Source organism: Ruegeria sp. CF2, assembly GCF_056537385.1.
This window is the reverse complement of the sequence record NZ_JBQFRL010000001.1, coordinates 825,125-837,493: the sequence shown is the minus strand read 5'-3', so window position 1 is coordinate 837,493 and position 12,369 is coordinate 825,125. Positions and strand designations below refer to the sequence as shown.

The window sequence follows — 12,369 nt, the reverse complement described above, 5'->3', positions numbered from 1 at the left end:
GAGCTTAACCGTCCGACACACCGGCTTCGGCAAAGGTGGCCATACCCGAATGGCAAGCAACGGCGCTTTTCAGGATATTGATGGCCAGCGCGGCCCCAGACCCTTCGCCCAGCCGCAGCCCGAGGCTCAGCAAGGGCGCTTTGTCCAGCTTGGTCAGCATGGCCGCGTGCGCACCTTCCGCACTCTGGTGGCCAGCAACGGCATGGTCCAGCGCTCCCGGCGCCAGACGATCGAGGCAAGCCGCAGCCGAGGTGCAGATGAACCCATCCAGAATGACCGGGATGCGCAGAATTCGGGCGGCTGCAATGGCCCCTGCCATGGCCGCGATCTCGCGCCCTCCCAAACACCGCAGGATCTCAAGCCCGTCGTCAGATGATCCGTGCAGCGCAACACCTTCGGCAACGACGCGCGTCTTGTTGGCAAGGCCCGCATCGTCCACACCGGTTCCACGCCCAGTCCAATCAGCGGCATCTCCGCCGAACAACGCGCAGGCGATGGCCGCGGCAGGGGTGGTGTTGCCAATGCCCATTTCGCCCACGACCAGAAGGTCTGCGGTGGGATCAATGGCGTTCCAGCCGGTCTGCAAAGCGGTCAGAAGCTCGTCCTCGGACATTGCCGGGGCCATTGTGAAGTCGGCCGTCGGCCGATCCAGGTCCAGCGCGTGTACCGTCATCTTGGCCCCGGCCGCTTTGGCCAATTGGTTGATGGCCGCGCCTCCGTGCTCGAAGTTCATGACCATCTGAACCGTAACCTCGGGCGGAAAGGCCGAGACCCCCTGCGCCGTCACGCCGTGATTGCCGGCAAATACAATCACCTGAGGTGCCTCGATCTGTGGCCGGGCATCCCCACGCCAACCGGCATACCAGATCGACAGATCCTCGAGCCGGCCCAACGCACCCGGCGGCTTGGTCAGCTGTCCGTTGCGGTCGGCAGCCCCTTGCCTTGCAGCCTCATCCGGCCCCGGAGCATTGCGCAGGGCGTCGCGGAAGGTATTCAGATCATTGAGTTCAGGCAGCATTCAAAGCCTCGTTGCATCGGAGTGGTCCTGCGTGTTTAACCGAAGCAGGCAAAGCAACAACCCCTCGAAAGGCGCGCAAGTGCACAAAAACGACACTCGAACCTTTTCGCCATGGGACGTGCCGCTGGTTCTGGTTCTTTTGACGCGGCTGCCATTGCCCGTGCTGCGCAAATCGCTCTTCGAGCGACAGTCCAACGCCGCTTGGGCCTATCCTGCGGCCGGGCTGGTCGTTGGCGGCTTGGGCTGTGCCGTAGGCTGGGCTGCGATGGCCGTGGGCCTTTCCGGGACAGTCAGCGCTGTCCTTGCTGTCGCCGTTCTGATCGCTGCGACCGGAGCCATGCACGAGGACGGGCTGGCCGACACCGCGGACGGGCTGTGGGGCGGATATACACCCGAACGCAGACTCGAGATCATGAAGGACAGTCATATCGGCACCTACGGGGTGTTGGCCTTGTTGGTCATTCAACTGCTCAGGATCTTGGCGGTCGCAACACTATTGGCGGCAGGAAGTCCGGCCGGAATATTGGCGGCGGCTGTGTTTTCCCGTGCGGTGATGCCAGCATTGATGGCGGGCCTGCCGAACGCCCGCGGCAGCGGGCTGAGCCATAGCGTCGGTGCACCTCCGCCTTTGTCGGTTGCAACCGGTCTCGGGCTGGCTTTCGTTTTCTCTCTGACCCTTCTGGGCTGGACCGCCCTTCTGCCCGTCGCCTGTGCGGCAGCTGCAACCGTGGGTCTGGCAATCATAGCCAAAACCAAGATTGGCGGTCAGACCGGTGATATCCTGGGGGCATCGCAACAGCTGTCCGAGGTTGCTTTCCTGTTGGCCGTTTCCGCCCTGCTCTAGCCGACACCGCCGGTTTTGATCCGCAGTGTCTCACCGCAGTGCTTGCAGTGTACAGCATCCGGGTCGTGCCGAAACAGGCCGCAATTGGGACATTTGTGGCGTACTTTCTGTGGCATGAAAATGGCCTGAGCCAGCCGCACGAACAGCGCCACACCGACCACCATTATGAACACGGAAAACAGCTTGCCGCCCGGAGAGTTCAGTGTGATGTCGCCGAATCCCGTCGTGGTCAGTGTCGCCATCGTGAAGTACAGCGCATCGATATACGGGGTCTGGCTGTCCTCGGGGATATAGAAAACCAGTACGGCGGTGGATGTTGCGAAAATGAACACCAGCAGGTTCACGGCCGCGATGACCGCATCCTCGTGGGTTCGGAAAAACTCACTGTCGCGGCGCAGATCATGCAACAGGTGATAGGAATGGATCAGCCGTAGCGCGCGTAGAATCCGCAGGAACGCAAGGCTGCCGGTCAGGAAAGGGTCCAGGATCAGCGAGGCGATCACGACCAGATCCGCAAGCGTGTAGATTTTGAACAGCAGCTTCTTGCGGTCTTTCGCGATCCACATCCGAGCCGAGAAATCCAGCAGAATGATCAGCCCCACCGCCCAGCTGACTGCAATCAATCCTGGGCCGTGCGGAATGTTCGCCGTCGCCACGAAAAACACGATCGAGGCAAGGTCGAACAGGATCAGACAGTACCGGAACCAGACCGAAACCGCCCCTCTGCCGATATAGAGTGCCTTGACCGTCTGCTTCATGACTGACCCGTACACGGTTCCAATGACTGGGAAATTAGCGGGAAAGGCGGCGCGAACCAAGCGATCGGGCATGAAAAAGGCCGCTCTGAAACCAGAGCGGCCCTTTGGTGTTGCTTTAAAGCCCGATCAGGCCGCGCGCGAGGTCAGGACTTCGTCCACCTGCTTGGCCGCTGCGATTTCGTCCGAACCGGATACGGCCGCAACTTCGCGCGTCAGACGCTCCAGCGCAGCTTCATAGAGCTGACGCTCGGAATAGCTCTGCTCGCGCTGGTCGTCGGTGCGGTGCAGGTCACGCACCACCTCGGCGATCGAGATCAGGTCACCCGAATTGATCTTCTGTTCGTATTCCTGCGCCCGGCGCGACCACATGGCACGTTTTACCTTGGCTTTGCCCTTCAGCGTCTTCATCGCCTGGCTGATCACATCGGGCGAGCTGAGCGAACGCAGGCCGGATTCAGTGATCTTGTTGGTCGGCACCCGCAGGGTCATCTTGTCTTTCTCGAATGAGATGACGAACAGCTCGAGCGAGTATCCAGCGACTTCCTGTTCTTCAATCGATATGATTTGCCCGACCCCATGTGCAGGGTAGACAACATAGTCGTTCGGACGGAACTCAAGCTTCTTCGACTTTGTCATGCACGTGTTTCCTTGGTTGCAGAGCGGGAAAAAAGCGACAAAAAACCTAACCGGGGTCACCCGCGACCCCTGTCAGGCTGATTACATGTCAAAAACTCAGAACTCCAAAGTGAGCATACTTACGGAGTCGTCCCCATCTCGATCATCATTTGCCATAAGAGTATATCACAAAATTAAGACACCTGAAAGCGGACGGGGCCTTCGGTTCGGAATTTGTGAATTTTTTCAGCGCATTAAGGCAAAAACTTACGGCAGTCTTTCGGGTTTTGCGACCCGAATCGCTCAGCCGCCCTCGCCCGGTGCCTCGGAGAAGTATTTCTCCATCTTGCCCTCTTCCCCGTCGCGCTCCTCGGCGCCCGGAAGCGGGTCTTTCTTGGTTACGATAACCGGCCATTGTTCGGCATATTTGCGGTTGAATTCGACCCACTGCTCCATTCCCGGCTCGGTATCGGGGCGAATGGCGTCCGCCGGGCATTCCGGCTCGCACACGCCGCAATCGATGCATTCATCCGGATGGATGACCAGGGTATTTTCACCTTCATAGAAGCAATCCACCGGGCATACCTCGACGCAGTCGGTGTATTTGCAGGCGATACAGTTCTCGGTGACAACGTAGGTCATGGTCCAATTCCCGTCAGAGGTTTGGGCGACTAGCTAATTCAGTCTGCCCCCATCTTCAAGAGAAGATCAGCCCTTGGGGGTGCGAGAAAGATCAAGCGCGCGCCGATCCTTCTTGGTCGGACGACCTTTTCCTTCGAAACCCGGATTTTGTGGCGGATTATCCTTCTCTTCAGTCAAATCCGTGTACAGCGTCCGCGCCTCGGTCGCCGGGCCGCGTCGCGCGCCCAGGATTTCGACCTGAACCACGCGAATAACGCGCCCCTGAACGAATGTCAGAACGTCACCGGGCCCGACGGTTTGCGCCGGCTTCTGGGCCCGGTCACCGTTGATGCGCACATGCCCGCCGCTGACCTGTTTGGCGGCCAGGCTGCGGGTCTTGAAAAACCGCGCATGCCACAGCCACTTGTCGATCCGCAGCTTGGCCGGTGCGTCGGCCATCAGCGATCAGTTGCCGTCCTTCAGACCCATCAGCGCAGCGGCAAACGGGTTGTCGGGATCAATCGCCTTTTCCTTTTTGGGCGGCCGGGACGAGAAGGTTTTGGCCCCTTGCGGCTTGCCGCCCTTCTTGCCCTGCGGCTTGCCGCGACCATCCCGAGGCTTCCCGCCCGGTTTGCCCCGACCCTGCCGTTGGTCACCACGCGGCCCCCGATTGGCCTGACGGCCCCAGGTAAAGGTGTAGAACACCTCGACTTCGGGTTCGTCCGATGCCGGGTCTGCGGCCGTGGCCTCGGCTTCTGCCTCGGTGCTGTCGGTAGCCTCGGCTGGCGCCTCGGTGGCGACGGCCACATCCGACTGCGCCTCTGCTTCGGCGGTCTCGGCCGGAGCTTCGGCAGTTGCCGCCGGTGGTTGCTCGGTCGGCTGAGCCGGCTTGATCTTGGTCCGTTCACCGCGCTCGGCCTTGTAGCCCAGCCCCTGCATCAGGTCGGCGAACTGTTCCAGCGTCATGCCGGTGATCGACAACATGTCCGCCTTGGCTTCGAAACCGCCCCGGCTGTCTTCGGCGCGCAACATGTCGGCCAGACGCTCCAACATGTCGATACGGATCGAACGCTCGCCCGCATTGCGGTAGCCGCACATGGTGTCATAGCCCTCGGGCGCGCCCTTGGCGACGGGCACCGTCACCAAGCCCGGCGGCGGCGCTTCAGGAAACTCCTGAAGTCCATTTGCCAGGGCCCACAACACCAGACGCAGGCGCGTCGGGGCAGGTTTCAGCAAAAGCGGCATGAAGATGGTGAACTGGCCGAAACGGATGCCGTGCTTGCGCAGCGCGCCGCGGGCGTCCTGGTCAAGGTCCTTGACCTCTTGTGCGACACCAGCGCGCGGCAGGATGCCCAACGCCTCGACCATGCGGAAGGCAAATCCCTTGGCCAGCCCGGTCAGTTCTTCGTCGCGCGACAGGTTCAGCAAGGGTTCGAACAGCGCCGCGATCTTGCGGTCGATGAAGTGTTGCAGGCGGCGCTGCACCTTCTGCTCAACCTCCGGCCCCGCGGCCTCGTCCACGAACACTTCGACCATCGGTTTGAGCGGTTCGGCCCCGGCAACCAGTTTGCCGACGGCATATTCGCCCCACATCAGGCCACCCTGATCGGTAAAATCAATTTCGGTATCGGGCGCATTGTAGAAGCGATCGGCACGCAGATGGAATTGCGGCGCGAGTGCTTGCAGTGAGGCCGATTTGAGCGCTTTCGCCTCGGTTCCCTGAGCGCTTTTGTCCGGGATGAACCGGAACCCTTCCAAACGACCGACGAATTCGCCTTCGACGGTCACTTCACCCTTGTCATTCACTTCGGCCAAAAGGGCCTCCTTCTGTTTGAGCCGGCGCAGCAGAACAGATGTACGCCGGTCCACAAATCTTTGCGTCAGACGTTCATGCAAAGCGTCTGACACCCTGTCTTCTACAGCGCGGGTTTCCGCGCGCCAATGGGATTCGTCGCGCACCCAGCCGTTTCGTTGCGCAACATATGTCCACGTGCGAATATATGCCAACCTTTTGGACAGTGCATCAATATCGCCGTCGGTTCTGTCGATCCGGCGGATCTGGCGCGCCAGATAATCCTCGGGAATCGTGCCGCGTTCGTGCAGATGTCCGAAGATCGATTCGAGCAGGTTGGCATGCTCCGCATGGCTGATGCCCCGAAAATCGGGGATTCGGCAAACATCCCACAACAGGCGGATCGACGGACCATCGCTGGCACGGGCCGCAACCTCGGGCACCTGGGCCAGCGACTTGAGCGCGTTCAGGTCGTCTGCGGGCCGGGCTTTGACCAAATGCTCGTTGTCCGGGCTGGCCTCGAGCGAGTCGATCAGCGCATCGACCGAGCCGAACCGCAAGGCGGCATTCCGCCAGTTCAGCTTTTTCATCGGCGTGAATCGGCTGTCCATGATGGCCTGCGCCACGCCTTCGTCCAGTGGCGATGCCTCGCCCGTCACGCCAAAGGTGCCATCCGACATGCCGCGCCCGGCGCGCCCGGCGATCTGGGCCAGTTCGTTCGGAGCCAGCGGCCGCATACGCCTGCCATCGAATTTGGACAGGGACGAAAACGCCACATGGTTCACATCGAGGTTCAGACCCATACCGATGGCATCGGTGGCGACCAGATAGTCGACTTCGCCATTCTGGTACAGCTCGACCTGCGCATTCCGCGTGCGCGGGCTGAGCGCGCCCATGACCACGGCCGCCCCACCCTTTTGCCGCCGCAGAAGCTCGGCAATGGCATAGACGTTCTCAACCGAGAACCCGACGATCGCGCTGCGCGGCGGCATACGGCTGATCTTCTTGGACCCGGTGTAGACCAGTTGCGACATCCGCTCGCGCCGGACGAACTGCGCCTGCGGCACCAGCGCCGCGATCGGGCCGCGCATCGTGTCGGCACCCAGAAAAAGTGTCTCGTGCGTGCCGCGCATCCGCAGCAGCCGGTCGGTAAAGACATGACCGCGCTCGGGGTCGGCGCACAGCTGGATTTCGTCGATGGCCACGAAATCGGTGCCCATTCCCTCGGGCATCGCCTCGACCGTGCAGACCCAGTATTGCGTGCGCGGCGGAACGATGCGTTCCTCGCCCGTCACAAGAGCCACCACCGAGGGGCCGCGGATGGCGACGATCTTGTCATAGACCTCGCGCGCAAGCAGCCGCAGCGGCAGGCCGATGACACCGGTCCGGTGCCCCAGCATGCGTTCGATGGCATAGTGGGTTTTGCCTGTATTGGTCGGGCCAAGTACGGCCACGATTCGGGATGCCCCGTTCACCTTTGCCCCCTGCCCGGACCTTAAAGCGCCTTGCCCGCAATCTGCGGTTTCAGCCGATTCACGGCATTGGTTACTTCTTCGTGATGAGGATGTATAGCCAGCGCGCGGGAATAGGCGTCATAGGCCTGTTCGGGCTGACCCAGCACCTCAAAGATCAGGCCAAGCCCGTAGATGGCTTCGTAATTGTTCGGGTTCAACGCAAGCGCGTGCTCAAGATCGGCGGCCGCCATGCCGAACCGCTCCAGCCCAAAAAACACCGAGGCGCGCACGTGCCAACCTTCTGCGAAATCGGGCGCATGGTCCGTCAGTGCCGTCAGATGGTCCAACGCGGCTTCGACATTGCCCTCGTCCAGTGCTTCGCGTCCGCGTTCAAGCAGCAGGTCAGCCGAGGCAGACCCTGATTGCGACCACAGCGACTGCAGTTGCCGATCCAGACCGGCTGCCTGCTCGGGCGACGCTTCGGAAAGCTGCCGCAGCAGCTCGGCTTCGTCACGCAAATCGGCCTGTTGCGCAATCCCAGTGGTGGAATACATGACTAGGAGGGCAAATGCCGCAACGGTACCTTTGAGATTGTTGATTGCAATGCTCATAACAATGTTCAGTGTAGCGTTGCGACCGCGGATGTCCATTCACGGCGCACTAACAAATGAGGAAGACCATGAGCGACACTCTTGAAAAAGCGGCAGCCGCGCTGAACGAAAAACTGTCGGGCGGCGATTTCGATTCGTCGGCGAAATTCGCCATCGCCGACCTCGGCTCGATCGTGTTGGATGAAAACGGTGCGCGGGTCAGCGACGAGGACGCCGAAGTCACCCTGAGCGCCGACGCGGAAACGTTCGAGCAGATCCTCAGCGGTGAGCTGAACCCCACGGGTGCGTTCATGGCCGGCAAGCTGAGCGTCGACGGCGACATGGGTGTTGCCATGAAGCTTGCCTCGGTGCTGGCCTAATGGATTTGTCGCCGGCCCGTTTCTTTGAAGATGTGGCCGGCGGTCCCGCCGGCGGCGCCGCGCATTGGTTGACCACAAGCGACGGCACACGCATTCGCGTGGGCCACTGGCGCCCCGAGGGTGAGGCGACCGGGACGGTGATGATCTTTCCCGGCCGCACGGAATATATTGAAAAATATGGCAATGCAGCGGGTGAGTTCGTACAACGCGGCTTTGCTGTACTGGCCGTGGATTGGCGCGGACAGGGTCTGGCCGACAGGTTGCTGGAAGATCCGCGCGTTGGCCATGTGGACAAGTTTACCGATTATCAGCAGGACGTGCGCGAAACGCTGAAACTGGCCGAGCAGCTTGGCCTGCCGAAACCTTGGCACGTGATCGGCCATTCGATGGGCGGCGCAATCGGGATGCGCGCGGTTCTGGAAACCGGCCTGTTTGCCTCTTGTGCCTTCACCGGCCCGATGTGGGGCATTTTCTTCACCCCACTCATGAAACCGCTCAGCCGTCTGACCGCCTATTGGGGGCCGCGGATCGGGCTGGGCGAAAAGACGCCCCCGACCACGTCACTGGAAAGCTATGTTCTGATCCAACCTTTCGAGGGCAACGCGCTGACCCGCGATCTTGGGATGTACCGGATGATGCAGGATCAGTTGAAAGCGCATCCTGAACTGGCCTTGGGCGCGCCGTCCACCATCTGGCTGCGCGAGGCGCTTGACGAGTGCGCCTGGCTGATGGCGCAGACCGCCCCCGACATTCCCTGTCTGACCTATCTTGGCAGCCACGAGCAGATCGTGGACCGCAAGGCGATCCGGGCGCGGATGGCGAATTGGCCCAGCGGCCGGTTGGTCGAGATCCCTGACGGCGAACACGAGGTGATGATGGAACCGCCCGAGGTCCGCGGCCCCGTATTCGAGGAGATGGCCGCGCATTTCTCGGCCGCCGCCAACGGTCAGACACCCGAACTTGCGATGACGCGCTGACACCTCGGCTGCTTGTGATCCGCGCGCCCTGCGCCTAGATGTGATCCGACGCAGACAATAGAGGTGTTCCATGCACGAGCTTCCCTTCCCCGTCCGAGACGCAAATGCCGGTGGCGGCGCCGACAACCTTGGCAACCTGCCGGAATGGAACCTGGACGATCTGTACAAGGGGCAGGACGCGCCGGAACTGACCCGCGATCTTGAGTGGCTGGAACAGGAATGCGCGGGTTTCGCCGCCGATTACGAAGGCAAGCTGGCCGATCTGGATGCGCAGGGCCTGCTGACCTGTGTCCAGCGCAACGAAAAGATCAACGCCATCGCCGGGCGCATCATGTCCTTTGCCGGGCTGCGCTATTACCAGCTGACCACCGATGCCGAGCGCGCCAAGTTCCTGTCGGACATGCAGGAAAAGGTCACGTTGTTCACCACACCGCTGGTGTTCTTCACGCTCGAGATCAACCGCATCGACGATGACGTGTTGGCCGCTCATTTCAAGGCCAACGCGGGCCTGGCCCGGTACGAGCCTGTCTTCCGCCGCATCCGCGCGATGAAGCCCTATCAACTGTCGGACGAGCTGGAGAAATTCCTGCATGATCTGGGGGTGGTCGGCGACGCGTGGGAACGTCTGTTCGACGAAACCATTGCAGGGCTGACCTTTACCGTGAACGGCGAAGAGCTGAACATCGAAGGTACCCTGAACCTGCTGACCGAACAGGACCGGTCCAAACGCGAGGCTGCGGCCCGCGAACTGGCCCGCGTGTTCCAAGACAACGTCAAAACCTTTGCCCGCGTCCACAACACGCAGGCCAAGGAAAAGGAAATCATCGACCGCTGGCGCAAGATGCCGACCCCGCAGACCGCGCGGCACCTAGCGAACGATGTCGAACCCGAGGTGGTCGAAGCCCTGCGCGAGGCGGTGGTGGCCGCCTACCCCAAGCTCAGCCACCGGTACTACGAGCTCAAGCGCAAATGGTTGGGTCTGGATGTGATGCAGGTCTGGGACCGCAACGCGCCGCTGCCGATGGAAGACACCCGCACCGTGTCGTGGGAGGACGCCGAGAAGACGGTGATGGAGGCCTATGCCGCCTTCGATCCCCGCATGGCCGAGATCGCGGCGCCGTTCTTTTCGAAAGGCTGGATCGACGCGGCAGTGAAACCGGGCAAGGCTCCGGGCGCCTTCGCGCACCCCACCGTGACCGATGTGCACCCTTACGTGATGCTGAACTACCTGGGCAAACCGCGCGACGTGATGACGTTGGCGCACGAGTTGGGCCACGGCGTGCATCAGGTGCTGGCCGCCGGTCAGGGCGAGATGCTGTCCTCGACCCCCCTGACGCTGGCTGAAACCGCCAGCGTCTTCGGCGAGATGCTGACCTTCCGCAAGATGCTGGATCAGGCCGAAACGCCCGAGCAGCGCAAGGTTCTGCTGGCCGGCAAGGTCGAGGACATGATCAACACGGTGATCCGCCAGATCGCCTTCTACGACTTTGAATGCAAGCTGCACGCCGCCCGCCGCGAGGGGGAACTAACGCCGGACGACATCAACGCCCTGTGGATGAGCGTTCAGGCCGAAAGCCTTGGCCCGGCGTTTGAATTCATGGACGGGTACGAGACCTTCTGGGCCTATATCCCACACTTTGTTCATTCGCCCTTCTATGTCTACGCCTATGCATTCGGCGACGGGTTGGTGAACGCGCTGTACTCGGTTTATGAAAGCGGCGCGGACGGGTTCGAAGACAAGTATTTCGAGATGCTCCGCGCGGGCGGCTCCAAGCACCACAAAGAGCTGCTGGCCCCGTTCGGGTTGGATGCCAGCGACCCGAAATTCTGGGACAAGGGCCTGTCGATGATCTCGGGAATGATAAACGAACTGGAGGCCCTGGAGGGGTGACAGACCCAACCGACAAGGGGCGCTGGCGGGCCATCAAGGACCGCCTGCGCCCTGTTCTCGCCCGGATCCGCCGCAATGTCCCGCGGGGGCTGCGGTTTTTCGTGGGTCTTTTGTTGATCGTCGCAGGCGTCTTCGGCTTCCTTCCGGTTCTGGGGTTTTGGATGATCCCCTTGGGCATCATGGTTGCCGCCATGGACGTCAACCTGCTGCGGCGCTGGTGGCGCCGCCGATAACCCTGTTCCGGCTGTCGCCTAGTTTTTTCTGGTCGTGAGGAACACCGCGAATACGATCAATCCAGCCCCAATCGCAGCCATTGGGGTGATCGGTGCCCCCAGAAAAATTGCCGAATTGACGAAGGTGAACACCACCGAGGTGGCGAACAAAAGGGTCGCGGTCAACGTCGACACTCGCGCGGCGGCCTCGTACCAAAGGTAATAGGCCAGCGCAGTCGGGAAAACGCCCAGCAAAACCAAAAACACCAGATCGCTGCCGGATGGCATCCGCAGCGCAAAAACGGACAGCGGAAGCAGAATTACGGCCGAGCACAGGAACACACCAAACAGGAAATTCAGACGCTCGGCCGTCGATTTCGACGCTCGCATGGCCCGGCTGCTGGCGATCAGGAACACGGCCCAGCTGACCCCGGCCCCAATTTCCATCATATCCCCCAGAACCGGGTCCCCGCCGCCTTCGAAATCGCGGAAAACCGTGAGAAAGACCCCGAAGATGGCCAGAAGGGTCGCCAGAACATCGGTTCTTCCAACAGGGGTGTCGGCGAAGAAATACAAGAAAACCAGAACAAAGAACGGCGCGGTATTTTCCAACACCATCGCGCTGCCTGCACCGGTGTGTTCAAGCCCAATATGGAACAGAATATAGTTGATGACGGTCGCCAACACGGCAAGACGGAAGTTCCAATCCCGGAACTGGACGGAAACCGGCGCATTCATCGCACGCAACATGCCATAGATGGCCAAAGCAGCTATGAACAGCCTGCTTGTGGCAATTTGCATGCCACCTAGATCTCCAGTCAAGTAACGCACGATGACGCTGTGCGTGCCCCAAAGAAATGCGGCGAGGAACCCAAGAAACAGACCACTCTGAGAAAAGGAACCGCCGTCTTTGCCGGGCCCCTTCACTTGAGCTGGCTGTCCTTGGAGCCGCGCCGATTGATACCGCCGCGGGCCTTGAAAGCACCATCACGCTCTTGCTGGCAATCCAGACACAGCTTGACCCCGGGGATCGCCAGTCGGCGCTTCTCGGGGATCGGTTCTTCGCACTCTGCACAATGGGTCAGGCTTTCACCGACCGGACGCTTTTTCGCCTGCATCCGTGCCAGCTCGTCTGAAATCGAAGCCTCGATCTGTTCACTTACAGCGCCGTCGCGCGCCCAGCCTCCGGCCATGGCCCCCTCCTGTTCAGGTGCTCA

14 protein-coding genes are annotated in these 12,369 nt (G+C 61.2%); 5 read left to right on the top strand and 9 right to left on the bottom strand.

What is annotated here, in order from left to right:
- Positions 1 to 4: 4 nt before the first annotated feature.
- On the bottom strand, positions 5 to 1,018 hold the full coding sequence (gene cobT, locus ACR0IR_RS04100; protein ID WP_480778974.1) for a nicotinate-nucleotide--dimethylbenzimidazole phosphoribosyltransferase: 1,014 nt from the start codon (positions 1,016 to 1,018) through the stop codon (positions 5 to 7).
- Positions 1,019 to 1,097: 79 nt separating this feature from the next.
- On the opposite strand from cobT, the gene cobS reads away from it, so the two are divergent.
- Positions 1,098 to 1,862 carry an adenosylcobinamide-GDP ribazoletransferase gene (cobS, locus tag ACR0IR_RS04095; RefSeq protein WP_480778973.1) on the top strand — a complete coding sequence of 255 codons (765 nt, stop codon included), beginning with the start codon at positions 1,098 to 1,100 and terminating at the stop codon, positions 1,860 to 1,862.
- On the opposite strand, the gene ACR0IR_RS04090 is transcribed toward cobS, so the two are convergent.
- The 6 genes from ACR0IR_RS04090 to ACR0IR_RS04065 form a co-directional block, all read right to left on the bottom strand.
- Positions 1,859 to 2,620, bottom strand: a complete 762-nt coding sequence (locus ACR0IR_RS04090; protein ID WP_170357534.1) for an ion channel — start codon at positions 2,618 to 2,620, stop codon at positions 1,859 to 1,861. The genes cobS and ACR0IR_RS04090 overlap by 4 nt on opposite strands.
- A gap of 126 nt (positions 2,621 to 2,746) precedes the next feature.
- Positions 2,747 to 3,256 carry a CarD family transcriptional regulator gene (locus ACR0IR_RS04085; RefSeq protein WP_093961789.1) on the bottom strand — a complete coding sequence of 170 codons (510 nt, stop codon included), beginning with the start codon at positions 3,254 to 3,256 and terminating at the stop codon, positions 2,747 to 2,749.
- A gap of 282 nt (positions 3,257 to 3,538) precedes the next feature.
- Complete coding sequence (fdxA, locus tag ACR0IR_RS04080; RefSeq protein ID WP_093961788.1) at positions 3,539 to 3,877, bottom strand: ferredoxin FdxA; 339 nt, start codon at positions 3,875 to 3,877, stop codon at positions 3,539 to 3,541.
- Between the two features lie 66 nt (positions 3,878 to 3,943).
- Positions 3,944 to 4,315: an RNA-binding S4 domain-containing protein gene (locus tag ACR0IR_RS04075; RefSeq protein WP_170363686.1), complete on the bottom strand. Its 372-nt coding sequence runs from the start codon at positions 4,313 to 4,315 to the stop codon at positions 3,944 to 3,946.
- Between the two features lie 6 nt (positions 4,316 to 4,321).
- Positions 4,322 to 7,123 (bottom strand): helicase-related protein, encoded by a 2,802-nt coding sequence (locus ACR0IR_RS04070; RefSeq protein WP_170363687.1) that lies wholly within the window; start codon positions 7,121 to 7,123, stop codon positions 4,322 to 4,324.
- Between the two features lie 20 nt (positions 7,124 to 7,143).
- Positions 7,144 to 7,713 (bottom strand): tetratricopeptide repeat protein, encoded by a 570-nt coding sequence (locus ACR0IR_RS04065; RefSeq protein WP_254439758.1) that lies wholly within the window; start codon positions 7,711 to 7,713, stop codon positions 7,144 to 7,146.
- Between the two features lie 68 nt (positions 7,714 to 7,781).
- On the opposite strand from ACR0IR_RS04065, the gene ACR0IR_RS04060 reads away from it, so the two are divergent.
- The 4 genes from ACR0IR_RS04060 to ACR0IR_RS04045 all read left to right on the top strand — a co-directional run bounded on the left by ACR0IR_RS04060 (position 7,782) and on the right by ACR0IR_RS04045 (position 11,173).
- On the top strand, positions 7,782 to 8,072 hold the full coding sequence (locus tag ACR0IR_RS04060; protein ID WP_093961784.1) for an SCP2 sterol-binding domain-containing protein: 291 nt from the start codon (positions 7,782 to 7,784) through the stop codon (positions 8,070 to 8,072).
- Positions 8,072 to 9,049: an alpha/beta hydrolase gene (locus ACR0IR_RS04055; RefSeq protein WP_170339667.1), complete on the top strand. Its 978-nt coding sequence runs from the start codon at positions 8,072 to 8,074 to the stop codon at positions 9,047 to 9,049. Before ACR0IR_RS04060 ends, ACR0IR_RS04055 begins: the two co-directional genes overlap by 1 nt.
- 70 nt (positions 9,050 to 9,119) lie before the next feature.
- Positions 9,120 to 10,940: a M3 family oligoendopeptidase gene (locus ACR0IR_RS04050; protein ID WP_480778972.1), complete on the top strand. Its 1,821-nt coding sequence runs from the start codon at positions 9,120 to 9,122 to the stop codon at positions 10,938 to 10,940.
- Positions 10,937 to 11,173: a hypothetical protein gene (locus tag ACR0IR_RS04045; RefSeq protein WP_480778971.1), complete on the top strand. Its 237-nt coding sequence runs from the start codon at positions 10,937 to 10,939 to the stop codon at positions 11,171 to 11,173. The genes ACR0IR_RS04050 and ACR0IR_RS04045 overlap by 4 nt, the downstream gene beginning before the upstream one ends.
- Before the next feature lie 18 nt (positions 11,174 to 11,191).
- Here the strand turns inward: ACR0IR_RS04045 and ACR0IR_RS04040 are convergent, their stop codons facing one another.
- Together ACR0IR_RS04040 and ACR0IR_RS04035 are read right to left on the bottom strand one after the other, a co-directional pair.
- Complete coding sequence (locus ACR0IR_RS04040; protein WP_480778970.1) at positions 11,192 to 12,079, bottom strand: DMT family transporter; 888 nt, start codon at positions 12,077 to 12,079, stop codon at positions 11,192 to 11,194.
- Positions 12,076 to 12,345 carry a DksA/TraR family C4-type zinc finger protein gene (locus tag ACR0IR_RS04035; RefSeq protein WP_093961778.1) on the bottom strand — a complete coding sequence of 90 codons (270 nt, stop codon included), beginning with the start codon at positions 12,343 to 12,345 and terminating at the stop codon, positions 12,076 to 12,078. Before ACR0IR_RS04035 ends, ACR0IR_RS04040 begins: the two co-directional genes overlap by 4 nt.
- Between the last annotated feature and the right edge of the window lie 24 nt (positions 12,346 to 12,369).

Coding starts and splice junctions, on each gene's coding strand:
- ACR0IR_RS04065 (WP_254439758.1), bottom strand. CDS start 7,713: ATGAGCATTGCAATCAACAATCTCAAAGGTACCGTTGCGGCATTTGCC.
- ACR0IR_RS04060 (WP_093961784.1), top strand. CDS start 7,782: ATGAGCGACACTCTTGAAAAAGCGGCAGCCGCGCTGAACGAAAAACTG.
- ACR0IR_RS04085 (WP_093961789.1), bottom strand. CDS start 3,256: ATGACAAAGTCGAAGAAGCTTGAGTTCCGTCCGAACGACTATGTTGTC.
- cobT (WP_480778974.1), bottom strand. CDS start 1,018: ATGCTGCCTGAACTCAATGATCTGAATACCTTCCGCGACGCCCTGCGC.
- ACR0IR_RS04090 (WP_170357534.1), bottom strand. CDS start 2,620: ATGAAGCAGACGGTCAAGGCACTCTATATCGGCAGAGGGGCGGTTTCG.
- ACR0IR_RS04055 (WP_170339667.1), top strand. CDS start 8,072: ATGGATTTGTCGCCGGCCCGTTTCTTTGAAGATGTGGCCGGCGGTCCC.
- fdxA (WP_093961788.1), bottom strand. CDS start 3,877: ATGACCTACGTTGTCACCGAGAACTGTATCGCCTGCAAATACACCGAC.
- ACR0IR_RS04035 (WP_093961778.1), bottom strand. CDS start 12,345: ATGGCCGGAGGCTGGGCGCGCGACGGCGCTGTAAGTGAACAGATCGAG.
- ACR0IR_RS04075 (WP_170363686.1), bottom strand. CDS start 4,315: ATGGCCGACGCACCGGCCAAGCTGCGGATCGACAAGTGGCTGTGGCAT.
- ACR0IR_RS04050 (WP_480778972.1), top strand. CDS start 9,120: ATGCACGAGCTTCCCTTCCCCGTCCGAGACGCAAATGCCGGTGGCGGC.